This window comes from Microcoleus sp. Pol11C3 (genome assembly GCF_036701485.1).
Taxonomy (GTDB): Bacteria; Cyanobacteriota; Cyanobacteriia; order Cyanobacteriales; family Microcoleaceae; genus Microcoleus.
This window is the reverse complement of record NZ_JAUBQW010000140.1, coordinates 1-15,824: the sequence shown is the minus strand read 5'-3', so window position 1 is coordinate 15,824 and position 15,824 is coordinate 1. Positions and strand designations below refer to the sequence as shown.

The following is a 15,824-nucleotide window of genomic DNA, read 5'->3' as shown; positions in this document are numbered from 1 at the left end:
TGAGTTTCAGCTTCTAGTCTTATGCACGAGTCTATCTTTTATTAGATAAAGTTATCACCATAAGTTCTGAAGAGCCCTATTTATTCTACAATCCTCGATTATGACTCTTTAGTGATCGATTTAGGCGCCAATGTCGGTCAATTTAGCGAAGGGATAACTCGCGAGTTTAATTGTATGTCTTACACAATATAAGCAGTTTCTTCTGTGTATTCTCAGCTGCCAGAAAATGGCTTAGTTAAAAAATTTAATTATGCTATATCAGACCGAAATAAGCCATTAAAAATATATACTTCCGATAATCGAGAATGTAACAGTATTAGTCAGGAAGCTGCTAGTGTCTACGGCCTTCAGGGAGAGATATCAGTGGATGGTATCACTTTAGAAACTTTGGTTCTTTCTTACTTACTATGCTAAATCAATAGCTACCTCAGTAAAATAAATTTAATAAATATGTCAAAATGTCAATCAACTCCTTGTCAGGCTTGACATTAAGGCTGGTTTAATTGTTAATTATAAATAGTCAGAAAATTTTTTGATAGCGAATTACAGTCATGACCACAAAAAAGGGTACTAAAGTTCTAACAGAGCTGCTGAACATACAAGGAATTAAAGTAACTCAAAGGAGTCAACTACAAGGAATTGGAATAATATTACAGGTGGAGTCAACCGAGCGAGAAAGTCATTGTCATCATTGCGGGACAAAAAGTAATAGATTACCTCAAAATCCTCGATACGTAGTAAAAGATTTATCGGGGGGAAAGCAACCAGTATTTTTAGAAATAAACAGGGGACAGTTTAAAGGTAAAAAATGTGGCAAACCATTTAGTGAAAAATTAGACTTTGTGAACAACCGAAGAACTTAGACAAAACGACTAGCAAATAGCACAATCACATCAGTATTGTCAAGTGAGATTCACATTGTAGCAAAACAAGGAGGAGTGACCACAGAAGAAATAGAAAGAATGTTATCAGATGCTTCACAAGAATTATCGTCAAAACCATCAAATTCAAAAAAACTAGGAATTGATGAAATAGCTTTAATCAAAAGTCAAGGAAATTACTGTGCCGTATTAATCGATTTAGAAAAATCTAAATTGATTACAATTGTCAAAGGAAGAACGCAAGCAGAAATCGTGCCAGTGCTTAAATCCTGGGGTTCAGAGAGCAAGCGAAAAAATAGAATAAGTAAGTATAGATTTGTGGAAAGGTTACAAAACCCTAGTAAAAAAACTGATGTCAAATGCTCAAGTAGTAGCGGACAGATTTCATGTAAGGGTACAAGTCAACAAGGAGTTACACAAACAAAGAAAGCGCGAAAGAAGGGAAGTAAGAGATGCAAGTAAAAACAACAAATTGCCCCAAAAAATAGCAGAGTATCAAGAAATATTGTCCGGCATAAATGACAGTAAATATTCTTTACTCAAGAATGAGGCGAGTTGAAAAGAGAAGCAAAAGCTCAAATTAATATCAGTTAAAAAAGTGTGTCCTCCTCTCGCGGCAATGCCTAAATTAAAATAAAAATTCCGAGAAATATTTGAAAATAAAAAAAGTAATTGGTTCCGGGGATTGTTGAGAATTGGGAGCTGGCAGAAAAGAGCCCAACAATATTTTCCTGAAAGTGTGAAGACTATTACCAATTGGCACAAAGGAAATAATTGCTTACTTTGATTTTAGAACAACAAGTGGTGTTGTTGAGGGTATCAATAACAAGCTCAAGTTAATAAAACGTTCGGCCTATGGCTTTAGGAATTTTGAGACTTACAAAAATAGATGTCTGCTTACGCAGCATTTTAATTGTTAGTTTGGCATAGTAGGTAAGGAAGAACCGATAGAGAAAATCATTTAGGATTGCTATAGAACTCCAAGTGACAGAAATTTGGCAACAAGTTTTAGCCATCAATTCAATCGGCATCAGGGACAATTTCTTCGAGGTGGGAGGACATTCCCTGCTAGCAGCGCGCCTGTTAGCAGAAATAGAAAAAGTCTTCGACAAAAAGCTGCCACTGTCTGCTATTTTCCAATCGCCAAATGTTGAACAATTGGCTGACATTCTCCGCGAACCAGAATGGTCGTCACCGTCTCCGTCAATGGTGGTGATTCAACCGGGAACAGGAAGTTACAAACCGCCTCTGTTCTGCATTCACGCGCTGGGCAGGGGATTGGAATTTTACCGTCCTTTAATGAATTATATCGATCAATCGCAGCCTGTTTTGGGACTGTCAACCCAGATTATGGATGAAAAATTGGCTCCCCCCAATCGAGTTGAGGAATTGGCAGCTTATTACATAAAAGAAATGCAAACTTTTCAGCCACACGGCCCTTATTTTCTGTTAGGAGTATCTTTTGGGGGGACGGTAGCTTTTGAGATTGCTAGGCAACTTCACGATCTAGGTGAGAAGGTAGCTTTGCTGGGATTGTTGGACACTTACGGGCCGGATGCTTTCAACAATTCGTTTGAGATGAAGCGCAGTGAGGGCATAATGAGAATTTTACGTCTCACCCCCGGTGCATTTATGAATAAAGCGAAGAGCAATCTGAGCGGAAAAATCGAGGATATCACTGAGATTCAGTGGAGAATTTTGTGCAATTTGTACCGGGCGGTGGGGCGTCCCCTGCCAATTTATTTGGAAAACTTCACTCATCGGGAATTAAATCATCAGGCATTGAAACATTATGCAGGGGGAGTTTATGCGGGTGGGGCCTCTGTTTTCAAGGCAGTTGAGAGTGCGGAGGCGTTTGGGGCTGACTTCGAATTAGGTTGGGGTAGGGTAATTACGGGAGGAATAGAGGTTCATGAGATTCCTAGCGACCACCTTGGGATGTTAAAAGAACCTCACGTTCGGATACTGGGGGAAAAATTGCAGGCTGCGGTCGATCGGGCTCAAGGTTAACATTGGACAATTGACAGTGGACAATGGACAGCAAAAACTCCGCTCTAATTTTCGCTGTGAACTATCAACTATCAATTATCAAATCGTTTCTGGTTGCATCGGAATGATTTAACCACAGAGGGCGCAGAGAACACAGAGGAAGATTAGACAGAGAGATGAATACAGGACTATGAAGCGCGGATTTGATATGACTCGATTTTATAATTCCGATGCTAACAGATTTGATATTACGCTAGCAGACACGATATTAATGGTGTAGCACGTGCAACAAGCCTTCTACCAGATGACCGATCGCACTTGGAGCAGATTCGCAAGCTGCAGCTTCGGCGGCGCAGTGGCCGGCGTGGAGTGCGTTTCCGACAGCCTGACTCCCTCCCTCCAGCGCATCGGCACCAAATTGACCGCGATATGTTTCTTGGACCATTTCAGCTTGAATTTTGCTGGTAGTTTCTTCGGGATTCGTTTCCCAATTGCGGATTGTTTGGACAATCTCGAACGCAGCCCAAATTAACATTCCGAGGACGATCGCATCAATAAAGTATCCCATAGCTTTCTTTAAAGTTTGAGGTTTGCTGTATCTAATCTAGCGTGGCATTTGAAGGCAGACAGGAGCAAAATCATTGCTATTGAGTGCGGATTTCCACCTGCTAAAACCGTCGTTATTTGATAAATTGAGGACTAAAGTCTTCACTAAAACTATGGCAACATGGCATCACTTACCCTTCCAATGCTGCCAAAAGACACAGCAACAAAGCTTCCGTCCACTCGACTACAGCACCGTAAGTATCGCCCGTGTGCCCGCCCAAACGATGGTTAAACCACGCTCCGGCAAAAATTCCGATTGCACTTCCCCCCAAAGCCATCCCCACCGCCAACAGCCACCGATCGCCCTCCAAGACAACTTGCACCACGCTCAAACTCAGCAGCAACAGCACACCTGGGATAAAATCAAAAGGAGAATAAATCGATTCCTTGTGAAAAGCTCCCTTACCCTCGGCCCGGAGATAGGGATAGCGGGCGATCGCCACCAGTTGGCCCCACCTTCCCCAACCCGCGACACCCATCAAAGCCAGCCACCGATAGTTATTCAAGTCCGAGAGAGCGGCAGTTTTCAGCAGCACGATCGCGATCGCAGCCATCGCCCCAAAGGCTCCTGTAACGCTGTCCCGCATGACTTCCAGCCGACGTACCGGGTCGGGTACAGCCAGCCCGTCCGCCGCGTCCATTGCGCCGTCTAGGTGCAGCCCGCCAGTCACGGCGATGCCCAAGACTACCACCAAGGCCGATCGAGTCAGAGCAGGCATTCCCAACAACTGCAACCCAACATCCCCCAGTCCCAGCATCCCCCCAATCAAAAGCCCGATCGCCGGTGCCAAGCGGGCAATGCCCCGAAACTCCAAAGTCCAAGACACTGGTACCGGCAAACAAGTATAAAAAGCGACTGCGGCTGCGATGGCAGCGCCTTGATTCCGGAAAAAGTCGATCGTAGAGCGAACCCATTTATCATGCACCATAAGATAGAAAAATTTTCATCTGGTATGCAGTTGTCAATCGATTAACGTGTGCCAGAATTGGACTGTAACACCCTAGTTTTTTGGATCGAGCATTCCTCCTGTCGCCCGCTCTTTTCCCCGGAAAACCTCTGTCGGCAGCGATCCCAAAGCTCCCTATCTAAAATGACTAAACTCAAGATCCGCGTTTCCCTTCCCAAGAATTCTAGCTAACTCCCTGATTTTCAAGACGGGAAAATACTACAACAGAGGCTTTTACTCCATGAGTGACGATCAATTGAATAACAGGGTAGTTGCTCCTTGCATCATCGATACAGGGATTGTCGTCAACAAACGCGATATCAAAAGATTGCTGTTTGATTTAGGACGTGTCCGCTACCTTCACATACAAGATGGCCAGATTTATAGCGAAGGGGAAGGTTATGTGCTCGAAGTCTTCGCCAACCCCCATCGTTCTACCCTGATTGCCAACCATGCGCTTTATTTGAACGTGTATAGTTTTGATTACCTGGAACTTAAACAGTCTCCTGAAGATGGTGCTTATTTTGACTTGATTCAAGATGGACGGCAGTTGCGGTTAATTCCCCTCTCCAATCCTTTGCAAGAGCAATTCGCCCGGAATTTAAATGCTGCGGCTTTGGATGCGGTTGTGGATCAGGTACTCTCAGGCAACTGGGATCTGCAATTGGACGAAGATGATTCCCCCTTTTAATCGTCAGTCAGCCGATTTTAGATTTTAGACTTTAGATTTTAGATCTACTTGCAGCATTGAATCTGGGAGTTAGAACTAAGGTCTAAAATTTTTTGCCCTCCACGACGATTGTCGGAAACTTGTATCCTTTTTTGGGCGAGGTCATGAGTTTTTTGTCGCGATGTCAACAACAATAGATTAGATAACACGGACGGCCGAGTAGGGGTTAACGAGCATCGGGGACTAATGACTGAGGACAAGGCGAAATTTTCTTTTAAATGTCAGGCTAATTGCAGCCATACCCAAGCGCGTGCAGGGGTTTTTGCCACTCCCCACGGTGTTGTGGAAACGCCTAAATTTATGCCAGTGGGGACGCTAGCTAATGTCAAAACTTTGACACCGGCACATCTTGAGGCGGCGGGTTCTCAAATGGTTTTGGCAAATACTTATCACTTGCACTTGCAGCCGGGGGAAGCGATTGTCGCAGGCGCTGGCGGATTGCACAAATTTATGGCTTGGCCGGGCCCGATGCTGACGGATTCGGGCGGCTTTCAGGTGTTTAGCTTGAGCCAAATGCGGACTATTTCTGAGAATGGGGTGACTTTTCGCTCTCCCCGCGATGGCCGCATGATTAATTTGACGCCGGAACGATCAATCGAAATTCAGAATGAGTTGGGTGCTGATGTGATTATGGCCTTTGACGAGTGTCCCCCTTACCCCGCTACGCGGGAGGAGGTGGAGGCTGCCACAAATCGCACTTACCGCTGGCTGCAACGCTGCATTCAAGCTCACTCGCGCCCGGATCAAGCTTTATTCGGAATCGTCCAGGGGGGCGTTTTCCCCGATTTGCGATCGCGGGCGGCGAACCAGTTGGTAGATTTGGATTTACCAGGCTACGCCATCGGCGGCGTTAGTGTGGGGGAATCGGGGGATTTGATCGCAGAGATTGTGAAGGTGACTGCGCCTCTGTTGCCGGCAAATAAACCGCGTTATTTGATGGGGATTGGGACTTATCGGGAAATGGCGCTGGCGGTGGCGAGTGGCGTAGATATGTTTGACTGCGTGATTCCGACTCGGCTAGCCCGCCATGGGACGGCTTTTGTTGGTGGGGAACGCTGGAATTTGAAAAATGCTCGATTCCGGGAGGATTTTGCTCCGCTGGATGAGTCTTGTCCTTGTTATACGTGCCAAAAATTCAGTCGGGCTTATTTGGCCCATTTGGCGCGGGCTAACGAAGTGCTGGGGTATACTTTGCTGGCGATTCACAATGTTACGGAGTTGATTCGCTTTACTGGGAGGATGCGGGAAGCGATTTTTGCCGATCGATTTACTGAAGAGTTTGCCTACTGGCTTGCACCGAGAGTCGATCAATCATGATTGCCTTGGGTAAAGATATGCGACAATTATGAAAATTCTGTTGGATAGGTAGGTTGATTCATGGAAGCTGCATTACTCTTAGCAAAACTGCCCGAAGCTTATTCGATTTTTGAGCCTTTGGTTAATGTTTTGCCGGTCATTCCGGTATTTTTCTTGCTGCTGGCTTTTGTTTGGCAGGCGGCTGTCGGATTTAGATAAGTTTGATTTTAATAAAAGCAGGGGCAATTCCAGAATTGCCCCTGCTTTTCGCTATTAAGTTTTGTTTGGTTCTTCTTTCTGCTTTCAGCTACCGCCGATCGCACTTTTGAATGCCGGTCTTTCTGAGATCCGCTTGATGTAATCTACAACGGCCGGATAAGCACTGAGGTCTAGTTTTAGCATCATCGGAATGTAGGCCAACATTGACCCGACTGCTGCGTCGGCTACGCCAAATTCATCACCCATTAAAAACGGCTGTTTCTCGAAGATTTCATTTAAGGGTTTTAACAACTTGGGAGTTTCGCGATCGCGACTTGCTTCTGTAAATATTCCCGGCCCCAAGGTGGCGTTAGCAAACATGACCCACTGCACGATTTGAGCTTGCTGCTCCAAAGTGTCTGGCATCTTACCATATTTTTGAGCTAAATACAGCAAAATTGCGCCGGATTCCCAAAGTTTAAAATCTCCGTCGGCGATCGCGGGTACTTTGCCGATCGGGTTAATTTCGAGATACTCTGGCTGCAAGTGTGCTCCTGCTTGCATATCTAGCATGACGAATTCGTAGGGAACTTCTATTTCTTCTAGATACCACTTGACAATTGAGGCCCTGCTGCGGGCACCGCCGTAAAGTTTCAGCACGGATTTTTTATCCTTTAACACAATCTTATTATTGTAGCATTTGGTTATTTGTTATTGGAGGCACAGCCTCCGGGTATGTGTTCCCAGGCAGAGCCTGGTAACCAGGAACAAGCCTACAAATAACAACTAACAAATAACGACTAACTAATGAGTGATGACTGCCGACGCTGCTGTTAAATGCGACCATAAGATATTGCTGCCGATCGCAATTAGAATTCCACCTCCCAGTAACTCTATTTTATTGCCAAATAAGTTGCCGCACTTGTGCCCGATAAACACGCCAGCAAATACGAGAAAGAAAGTCACGAATCCGATCGCAGTCACCGCAAGAGCAATAGAATCTTTCAGGACAGCAAATCCGAGGCCAACTGCGAGAGCATCGATACTCGTCGCCACCGACAGCGTTATCAAAGTCCCAGTATCTAAGGGATTGAACTTTTTCTCGCATTCTTCGCTTTGCAGCGATTCGTAAATCATTCTACCACCAATGAAACTCAAAAGCCCAAAAGCTATCCAATGGTCGATCGGTGTTATCAAAAAACTAAAACTAAGACCGATGAGCCATCCTATTACGGGCATTAAAGCTTGAAAACCTCCGAAAAATAAGGCGATTTTTAAAGCTTTATTGACCTTCATGTGTTTGATTGCTAAACCGCTGGAAACAGCGACAGCAAAAGCATCTGCTGCGAGTCCCAAGGAAAGTAATATAGTAGTGGCTACATCCATTTTTGTTAAGTGTTAGATGTTATAAGTAAAGTGTTCCTCTTGACTGTTTTAGTTTACACTAAAATTTGATAACATTACATTTTTTCATATTTTATTCATTTTTAAATCACATTTATTTCACAATTGGCGAGGTTGAAAAACTCCGCGCTTAGCTGGATTATGATGAACAATTATGAGCTACAGTCCAGAATACAAAAAGTAGTTAGTAAGTCGCGCCTCCTAAATATAGAGGTTTTGCGTCCATGACTCAACTAGCAGTTAACGCTTCGATACATTGAAATAAAAACTGGGCGGTGGAAATCCATCCTACACCAACTTTCCTCCCCCGAGGCGGACTAACAGGGAGGCAAAAGTATTCATAATTTACCACGATCACTCAAGCTTTAAAATTTTCAATTAAACGATCGGCAATTTTACCATAAACTCAGCACCGCCCCCAGTTTGGGATTTAATTTGAGATTCAACCGGAGATTCAATTGTAAGGCTGCCGCCGTGCAATTCTACAATAATCTTATAGCAAACCGACAGATCTAATCCTGTAAAATTTTTAAAGGATTTAGTAGGGCAAAACTGGTCAAATATTCGGTGTTTAATTTCCGGCGGAATCCTGGAGCCGTCGTGGGCGATCGATACAACAATAAATCTGCCTGTATATTCCTCAAAAATATCGGTTTTGATTGTAATAATTTGAGCCGAGTTGTCAATACTTTTAACGGCATCTATAGCATTGCTGATCAGACTCGCGAATACCTGGCTCAGTTGACCGGGATAACACAAAATTGGCGGCAGGTTGTGGTACTCCTTGACTACTAATATTTTTTGCTCCAGTCTGTGAGCCAGCAACAGCAAAATATTGTCGATGCTCTCATTAACGTTGGCGTGTTCTTTGTTGGCTTGGTCAGGAAGTGAAAATTTCCTCAAAGCCAGGACTATCTGTCGAATGCCATCGGCTCCTATTTTCAAAAAATTGAGGATTTGCGGCAACTCTTGGCTGATAAAATCTAGGTCGCAAGTCTCTATTTTTTTGGCAATTCGTGGCACAGGTTCGGGATATTGTTCTCGATAGAGGCGAATTATATGGAGCAAATCTTTGATATAATCGTTGAGGTGAATCAGGCGGCCGTAAATAAAGTTAATCGGGTTATTAATTTCCTGGGCAACTTCGGCGGCTAGTTGACCGACCATTGTAATTTTTTCGCTTTCTACTAAATGCTCTTCGGTGATTCTGAGTTTGGCTAATACTTCTTCCAAAAGTTTGAGTTCTTCTTGAATTTGCCCGTGGAGTTGGGATTGGGAAATTGCGATTGCCAGCGAGTCTGAAATTGCTTCCAAAACTTCCACCTCGTCGGGAGTTGCAAACCGCCGATTTGCAAAGGCGAACAGATATCCCAGCCGATGATTCTGAGTTAGTACGGGTACTGCTGCGTAGTGACTATTTGTGAGTTCGATATGGGCGTGTTCCTCAGACGCTGTGGCATCAGGGGCGGCCGTTTTATGTAGCAGTATCGTTTCGCAGCGGTGAAGCCGTGCAGCTAAATCTCCAGAGGGCCCTCCTGGAACACCAAAGATTCCCAAACTCGCCGGCAAACCTTCCCGGCAATATTCCCAGGCAAATTCTAAAGTATCTTGTCGGGGGTCGTACCATGCGAAAATTGCTCGATCGATCTTCAGTAAAATACCGAGTTCGTCTACTGTAGTTTGGAGGATGCGATCGAGGTGCAAGCCAGCGCGAATGCGGCCGGTCAAGCGGTGGAGAAGGGCTTCTGTGCGACTGCGAATGCAATTTAGGGCAAACAGCTTGAGCGCCACAATTGCGGAGAAAATAGCTGCGGCTGCAAGTACGCCGGCGGCTACTGCTAGTATCTTGAAAGGAAGGAGTTCTTTTTCGAGATTGTCGCGGGGAATTACGAGGGCGATCGACCATTCAGCTTGTTCTAAAGGAAGATAGGCAACATAAACTGTGGCGTCGTTGATTTTAGTCAGCGCAATGCCAGTTTTTTGATAAACCATCTCCCGGGCTACATTCGCCAAATTAGTATCTGCGGACTCTAAAAGACTCGGAGCAGGCTTGTCTATATTTCCGATTAATCGAGCGTCGGGATGCACAATCGGTACTCCTTGAGAATTGAGAACAAAAGCGTAAGTTCCGGGGCCATATTCCAGCTTTCCTACTACTTCGGCAATTCGGCTGATGCTAATGACGCCATTCATTACTCCGATCGGCTTTTGTGCTGTTTTATCAATAGAATTTGCCGCATTTGACCACACCGGAGCCGAAATGGGAACAATACTTTGTTTTTTGAGCGTGCGAGAAATAGTAGGATCGGAAACATAGACTTCCCCAGCCATTGCCTTTTTAAAGTGTTGGCGGTCGCTCACATTAATCAACGCTCTGCCGACTTTTGTGGTGAAATAAGAACCGTCGGGATCAATTAATGCGAAGTGCTGGAATTCTTGCAGTCGATTTACTTCTGATTTTAAATAATGCTCTGCCACTGACCACTTCATCGAACGAACCGGAGGAGTATTGGCGAGGATTTCGATCTCAGCCTTTCTAGTGCCGAGCCAGCGATCGATCTTGTTGGCGCGCTCCCTAACTTCTAACAAAGCATTTCGCTCGCTTTTGGTGATAATCAAGCGGCGAACGCTTTGATAGCTGATACAACCAGTGATGCTAGCTGCCATAATTGTTACGCCCAAAATTAACAGCGCAGTTTTGTAGCGAAGATAGTATTCGCCCTTTAATCCCGCTGGCAATAGTCGAGTTAATTTCCACCACTTTACTCTCGCAAAGCTTCGCATGGTTTGACCAATTTGTGAGATTGAAATCCTTAGCTCACCTACGATCTACTCGCCCGCCTGCCAGTAGTCTTAAACTACTAGCATTCAATAATTGCGGGGATTTTTAAATTTTTTCCCGCCGAGCGGCTCCTATCGTTTTCGGTTGTACTCTTTATGATATAAAGGACATGATATTTCCCTTTCCCTACCCAGATTAATTGTAGGGACAAGGCACTGCCGTGTCCGGGCGGTGGGTAATATTAATTCCGATGGTACCCGATTTGATATCACTTTCTTAAACAGGAATAATATCATATACCAATCCTCGCATCAGTTTCAATAAGTGGTTAACTGGTTCCCAGGCTCTTCCTGGGAACCGATGTAAGCGAGGAAGAGCCTCGGCTGCGACAATGGAGGCTCTTCCTCCGGATATGCGTTACCAGGCTCTTCCTGGTAACGAGTATAATCATTTAGGATTGCTATACCACATTTTTGACAAATTAAAAACTTTAATCAACTACTTAATTATTTTTTACAGTTGTTAATAATTGATGTTATTTAGGTGATGTGAGCAGTAGACATTTTAGGTTGAGATGTTTGGTGCGTTTCTTAGTCAATAGTCCAGACTGTTTTTAGTTCCTACTCTGAAAGCATAGATTTTCCGTTGATAGTTCGATGGCCGAATTGCCTTGAAACCCTTATTCTACGGTGGTACAGTTGACAGTTGACAGTTGATAGTTGATAGCGACCTCTACCTGGAAGGAAGAGGATTGGAGTAAGGAATAGTCTTCTTTTAATTTCTCCCTACAAGGGAGAGGCTTTAAACCATTTTTTTTTGCAATCAAAAACAGTCCGCCGTACTGCTTAGGATCGCGAATTAAATAACTTACAATTTTAATTGTTATTGTGGGATGGGCGTCCCGCCTGTCAAAAAAGGACGGGCGGGACGCCCATCCCACAAACTTGTGGAAGTTATTTAATTCTCATTCCTTAGTAACGAAATATTAAAAAATTTTCGTTCATTATCAATGAAGGAAAAACTTGTTAAATCTTTAATTTACAGCTCAAAACTCAATTTTTTTTTCAGTGCATCCGCTGGCTGAGGCACTGCTAAATTGCCCCAGTTGCGGGATTTGTTTAAAGAACCTTGTGAGTGTGTTCGTGCTGTTTCACATTGTCTTCAGTGCGAATGACGCGCTCGGAGTTGAGCACCCTTTTACGTTCTAAGGAATAAGTAAAGTCGCTGCGAACTGTTCCCAAGGGAATGTGAAGTTGAGCTTGGGGGCGGATTTTGTAAGTGCGGGCAGCGGCGATCGCCCGAAAGCCAAATTCTTCGCTAAACTGAGCTGATGTAGGGAACTCTGGCAATATTTTGGGTGTTTCGCCGTCGAGCACTGCTCCCAAAGTCGTCCCGCAAATCATTAAATAAGATGTGGGAATTCCCTTTACAATTGCTTCTAAAGCTGCTGAGGGAATAGCTTCGATTACTTGCACTTCAAAAACTTCGCCTTCTTCTTTGATGAAGCAGGTAGCTACACCGATTGCTATGTAGTCGTCGGTGCAGAGATCAGGAGCGTTGGGATAAACTGTTGCAGTCGTCATAAGAAAAGCTTGGTAGTGTGGAAACCGGGAACGAGAAATTATATCATTTCCGGTTACACCGGAATGATGTTGACTGTTGACTGTTCACTGTCAACAGTCAACCGTCAACTCGAATTTACTATTCCGATGCTAACGGATTTGATATTAAGCGATTTTAGATTTTAGATTTTAGATTTATTCCACGGTTTTTTTGGGGGATTTTACGTTAAAAATCTCAAACCGGCTGTTCTAATACCTAAAATTTTTTGGTTAAGCTCCAAGGAGCCGATCGCACGATTGTGTCGATCGTACCACATCAAGGTAGATGCCGGATGATTCGGCAAGGATTCCCCGCCGCCACAACGTTTGCGGGAATATCTTTGACAACAACACTGCCTGCGCCGATCGTGCTATTGTCGCCAATAGTGACTCCTGGACAAATAATACTGCCGCCACCAATCCAAACATTATTGCCAATATTAATTTCAGCGGCGAGTTCTCTGCCAGAAAGTCTAATTTCCGGGTCTGTGGGGTGAAAAGCGGTGTAAATTTGCACGTTGGGCGCGCACAGTAAATTTTCGCCAATGTTAACTCGATTGCAGTCGAGGATGACGCAACCAAAATTCATGTACAATCCGTTTCCAGCATAAATATTGCTGCCGTAGTCGCAGTAGAAAGGTGGTTCTATTTCAACTTTTGGCCCAACTGCACCGAACAATTCTGCGAGAATTTCTAACCGTTTGTCTGGTTCGTCTTCGCGGGTAGAATTGTATGTTCTGGCGAGGCGGCGGGCTCGCTGGCGATCTAAAATTAATTGCTCATCAGCAGCTAAATACAATTCACCGGCGAGCATTTTTTGTTTTTCGGTTTTTTCCACAGTTTGTTCCACGGTAAGAATCGGCGGTTTAACCGCTACTTCACCAACGAACTTTCTCTCTAAGAAACAGAAGAATAATGTAGGTGCGTAAGGGCGCACCTTACCGCTATAATTAGCGCGTCAGATCATTTTTTGATGTTGTAGCCTACATTTATGGTTCACGTTTTGACTGCAAACAAACAGCTAAATCCAAATTAGCTAATTGCTCAAAAGCTCGATCGATCGATCCTTTTCCCCGCAAAAAACCAGTATTTGCACCGGGGCAAATATATTGTAAAGTTTCCGGCGAAAATCGATCGATAATTGACTTCACGCTGTTAATTTGCCGGGGCCAGTGAAAAGTTTTTGCCGTCCACAGCGGTACTGGGGCGGCTTCTCGGTTGGGGAGCAAGTGCCTACCCGAAAACAGCACTCCACGGCTGCCACTATGATAAAGGCAAGAGGAACCAGGAGAATGGCCAGGAGTCCAAAATGCTTTGATTCGATCGCTCACAGCAAATTCTCGCTCAAAAACCGTCACCTTCAAACCCGGCAGTAAATAAGCTTCCTGCTCTTGAATCAGGATCTCGCACCCCGTGGCTTCCTGAATCTCCCGCGCCTTGGCGATAGCGCCACGGTGGCTGAGAAACAGCAGTCGCACGCCGCCCTGTTCCCGCAAAAATGTTTGGTTAATCTCATCCCAAGCGGGACAATCCACCAGGATGTTAGTTTGGTTTTCTACAATGAAATAGGCTGTTGCACCCAGAGTTTCCCGGTTAGGCGGGAAAGCAAGGATATTGTCGAGCACGGGCCTGGGTTGTTTGGAGACTAAACTCTGTTGTTTCAAGGAAGTATTTCAGAAGGGAATGGGATAAATATTATGTTCTTTTTACTATGGTTGTTCGTATTGGGGCTGATATCGTACTACTTGTTGCAGAACGGCACCAGCCGCATCACCAAGACTCCGATATGGCTGCTGTGGCTGGTAATGATGGCGCCCGCGCTGATTTGGGGTGGTTGGATTTTAGTTTACGGTAGCAGCAAAACTGTACCGCCGGAGTTGGTAATTATACCTTTTCTGGTTTGCCCTTTTTTGTATTGGTTTTTGGTACAGTTGGGGCGCCAGAAAATTACCGCCGAAACTGCAGAGCAGGTAGCAGACTCGGAGACTGAACCGGCAAAGCCAAAACCGCCCGTGCGCCCGATCAATGCGGCGGAAGAAGCGAGTTTGCGCGATTGTTTTCCTTGGTCAATTTACTTTTTGCGAGATTTGGAATTTCGGCCGCAGGCGGTAATTTGTCGCGGGCAGTTGCGGACGAACCCGGAGGCTGCTTATCAGACAATTCGGGAGAATGTGGAGAGGCTTTTTGGCGATCGCTTTTTAGTAGTATTTCAAAACAGCTTGAACGGTCAACCTTTTTTTGCTATAGTTCCCAATCCCAGCAGCAAAGTCGGGGAAACTCCCCTTACAGCCCTTAAAACTCCCTCTCTAACCCGGCCATTTTTTGCATTAGCTTTGCTGCTGATCACGGTGTTTACGACTACGCTTGTCGGGGCGCAACTTGCCGGAGTTACTGAACAAGCTTTGCAGTCCAACCCGTCAATGTTGCTCCAGGGTTTGCCTTACTCGCTGGCTCTAATTACATTTTTGGGAATTCACGAATCCGGCCACTATTTAGCGGCCCGATTTTACAAAATTCGCACGACTTTGCCTTATTTTATTCCGATTCCTTTTTTCTTGGGAACTTTTGGGGCTTTCATTCAAATACGGAGCCCCATTCCCAACCGCCGAGCTTTATTTGATGTTAGTATTGCCGGGCCCCTTGCGGGTTTAGTTGCGGCAGTGCCATTATTGATTTGGGGTTTGAATCATTCGACTATTGTACCGCTGTCTGAAAAGTCGGGAATGTTAAATTTTGACTCTTTCAAACCCAGTTTTTCGCTGTTGATGACTTTGTTGAGCAAGTTAACCTTGGGTGGTGCTTTGAATGCGGAAACTGCGATCGATTTGCATCCGGTAGCGGTGGCGGGTTATTTGGGTTTGATCGTGACGGCGTTTAATTTGATGCCGGTGGGACAACTCGACGGCGGGCACATTGTACACGCGATGTTCGGCCAGCGAGCGAGTATGGCGATCGGGCAAGTTGCTAGACTTTGTATGCTGCTGCTTTCTTTTTTGGAACAGGGTTTGCTGCTGTGGGCGATTATTTTGTTTTTGACGCCACTAAACGACGAACCTGCGTTGAATGATGTCAGTGAATTGGATAATCGGCGGGATTTTTTGGGGTTGCTGGCGATCGGGCTTTTGTTAATGATTTTGTTGCCGGCGCCCAGGGTACTCATTGAGTGGTTAAATGTATAGTCTGAAGAAGGGGAAGGAGGAAGAAGGAAAAAGTGTAAGGATTCAGGTCACTGAACTCCTTGCTGGGTAAAGACTTTAGATCTGTAGATTGATGCTAAATTAATAGACCTCTTGCGAAAGTGCGATCGCTTTGGTAAAATAAAAAATTAGCTTAATAATATGAATTACGAACAATTACAAAAGTTAACCCCCAAAGGCTTTAAACGCTACT

General features: G+C 44.9%; 16 protein-coding genes and 1 pseudogene. 9 read left to right on the top strand and 8 right to left on the bottom strand.

Annotated elements, in window-relative coordinates:
* Positions 1-551 precede the first annotated feature (551 nt).
* The 5 genes and pseudogenes from QUA40_RS23590 (at position 552) to QUA40_RS23580 (ending at position 2,891) form a co-directional block, all read left to right on the top strand.
* Positions 552-863 carry a hypothetical protein gene (locus tag QUA40_RS23590; protein WP_333130383.1) on the top strand — a complete coding sequence of 104 codons (312 nt, stop codon included), beginning with the start codon at positions 552-554 and terminating at the stop codon, positions 861-863.
* A 99-nt stretch (positions 864-962) separates the two neighbouring features.
* Positions 963-1,112: pseudogene (locus tag QUA40_RS29130) on the top strand (ISL3 family transposase); the annotation flags it as partial.
* A 121-nt stretch (positions 1,113-1,233) separates the two neighbouring features.
* Complete coding sequence (locus QUA40_RS29125; protein ID WP_445301186.1) at positions 1,234-1,440, top strand: transposase; 207 nt, start codon at positions 1,234-1,236, stop codon at positions 1,438-1,440.
* A 196-nt stretch (positions 1,441-1,636) separates the two neighbouring features.
* Positions 1,637-1,801 (top strand): transposase, encoded by a 165-nt coding sequence (locus QUA40_RS29120; RefSeq protein WP_445301187.1) that lies wholly within the window; start codon positions 1,637-1,639, stop codon positions 1,799-1,801.
* Between the two features lie 64 nt (positions 1,802-1,865).
* Complete coding sequence (locus tag QUA40_RS23580; protein WP_333130378.1) at positions 1,866-2,891, top strand: thioesterase domain-containing protein; 1,026 nt, start codon at positions 1,866-1,868, stop codon at positions 2,889-2,891.
* Between the two features lie 247 nt (positions 2,892-3,138).
* Here QUA40_RS23580 and QUA40_RS23575 read toward each other — a convergent pair whose 3' ends face one another.
* Both QUA40_RS23575 and cobS read right to left on the bottom strand, forming a co-directional pair.
* Entirely contained in the window at positions 3,139-3,438 is a 300-nt protein-coding gene (locus QUA40_RS23575) for a hypothetical protein (RefSeq protein ID WP_333130375.1), read from the bottom strand.
* A gap of 169 nt (positions 3,439-3,607) precedes the next feature.
* Positions 3,608-4,405 (bottom strand): adenosylcobinamide-GDP ribazoletransferase, encoded by a 798-nt coding sequence (gene cobS, locus QUA40_RS23570; protein ID WP_333130373.1) that lies wholly within the window; start codon positions 4,403-4,405, stop codon positions 3,608-3,610.
* Between the two features lie 259 nt (positions 4,406-4,664).
* Here cobS and QUA40_RS23565 point away from each other — a divergent pair, with 259 nt between their 5' ends.
* From QUA40_RS23565 to QUA40_RS23555, 3 genes are all read left to right on the top strand, one after another.
* Entirely contained in the window at positions 4,665-5,114 is a 450-nt protein-coding gene (locus QUA40_RS23565; protein ID WP_333130370.1) for a hypothetical protein, read from the top strand.
* 225 nt (positions 5,115-5,339) lie between these two features.
* Positions 5,340-6,470: a tRNA guanosine(34) transglycosylase Tgt gene (gene tgt / locus QUA40_RS23560; RefSeq protein WP_333130368.1), complete on the top strand. Its 1,131-nt coding sequence runs from the start codon at positions 5,340-5,342 to the stop codon at positions 6,468-6,470.
* Between the two features lie 60 nt (positions 6,471-6,530).
* Positions 6,531-6,668 carry a photosystem II reaction center protein K gene (locus QUA40_RS23555; RefSeq protein WP_006634808.1) on the top strand — a complete coding sequence of 46 codons (138 nt, stop codon included), beginning with the start codon at positions 6,531-6,533 and terminating at the stop codon, positions 6,666-6,668.
* Between the two features lie 84 nt (positions 6,669-6,752).
* Here the strand turns inward: QUA40_RS23555 and QUA40_RS23550 are convergent, their stop codons facing one another.
* The 6 genes from QUA40_RS23550 to QUA40_RS23525 all read right to left on the bottom strand — a co-directional run bounded on the left by QUA40_RS23550 (position 6,753) and on the right by QUA40_RS23525 (position 14,098).
* Positions 6,753-7,307, bottom strand: coding sequence for a glutathione S-transferase family protein (locus tag QUA40_RS23550; RefSeq protein ID WP_333130386.1), 555 nt, complete (start codon positions 7,305-7,307; stop codon positions 6,753-6,755).
* Between the two features lie 144 nt (positions 7,308-7,451).
* The gene (locus tag QUA40_RS23545) at positions 7,452-8,033 is read right to left on the bottom strand and encodes a manganese efflux pump MntP family protein (protein WP_333130365.1); all 582 of its coding nucleotides are present in this window, start codon (positions 8,031-8,033) and stop codon (positions 7,452-7,454) included.
* Positions 8,034-8,429: 396 nt separating this feature from the next.
* Positions 8,430-10,790 (bottom strand): cache domain-containing protein, encoded by a 2,361-nt coding sequence (locus tag QUA40_RS23540; protein WP_333130362.1) that lies wholly within the window; start codon positions 10,788-10,790, stop codon positions 8,430-8,432.
* 1,161 nt (positions 10,791-11,951) lie between these two features.
* A complete protein-coding gene (locus QUA40_RS23535; RefSeq protein WP_333130359.1) occupies positions 11,952-12,416 on the bottom strand; it encodes a hypothetical protein in 465 nt (154 codons plus the stop codon).
* 295 nt (positions 12,417-12,711) lie between these two features.
* Positions 12,712-13,272 carry a sugar O-acetyltransferase gene (locus QUA40_RS23530; RefSeq protein WP_333130357.1) on the bottom strand — a complete coding sequence of 187 codons (561 nt, stop codon included), beginning with the start codon at positions 13,270-13,272 and terminating at the stop codon, positions 12,712-12,714.
* A gap of 151 nt (positions 13,273-13,423) precedes the next feature.
* Positions 13,424-14,098, bottom strand: a complete 675-nt coding sequence (locus QUA40_RS23525) for an MBL fold metallo-hydrolase (protein WP_333130354.1) — start codon at positions 14,096-14,098, stop codon at positions 13,424-13,426.
* 33 nt (positions 14,099-14,131) lie between these two features.
* Between QUA40_RS23525 and QUA40_RS23520 the strand changes: the two genes are divergently transcribed.
* Entirely contained in the window at positions 14,132-15,613 is a 1,482-nt protein-coding gene (locus QUA40_RS23520; RefSeq protein WP_333130351.1) for a site-2 protease family protein, read from the top strand.
* Positions 15,614-15,824: the final 211 nt, after the last annotated feature.

Coding starts and splice junctions, on each gene's coding strand:
- QUA40_RS23535 (WP_333130359.1), bottom strand. CDS start 12,416: ATGACGACTGCAACAGTTTATCCCAACGCTCCTGATCTCTGCACCGAC.
- tgt (WP_333130368.1), top strand. CDS start 5,340: ATGACTGAGGACAAGGCGAAATTTTCTTTTAAATGTCAGGCTAATTGC.
- QUA40_RS23545 (WP_333130365.1), bottom strand. CDS start 8,033: ATGGATGTAGCCACTACTATATTACTTTCCTTGGGACTCGCAGCAGAT.
- QUA40_RS23555 (WP_006634808.1), top strand. CDS start 6,531: ATGGAAGCTGCATTACTCTTAGCAAAACTGCCCGAAGCTTATTCGATT.
- QUA40_RS23520 (WP_333130351.1), top strand. CDS start 14,132: ATGTTCTTTTTACTATGGTTGTTCGTATTGGGGCTGATATCGTACTAC.
- QUA40_RS23565 (WP_333130370.1), top strand. CDS start 4,665: ATGAGTGACGATCAATTGAATAACAGGGTAGTTGCTCCTTGCATCATC.
- cobS (WP_333130373.1), bottom strand. CDS start 4,405: ATGGTGCATGATAAATGGGTTCGCTCTACGATCGACTTTTTCCGGAAT.
- QUA40_RS29125 (WP_445301186.1), top strand. CDS start 1,234: ATGTCAAATGCTCAAGTAGTAGCGGACAGATTTCATGTAAGGGTACAA.
- QUA40_RS23575 (WP_333130375.1), bottom strand. CDS start 3,438: ATGGGATACTTTATTGATGCGATCGTCCTCGGAATGTTAATTTGGGCT.
- QUA40_RS23590 (WP_333130383.1), top strand. CDS start 552: ATGACCACAAAAAAGGGTACTAAAGTTCTAACAGAGCTGCTGAACATA.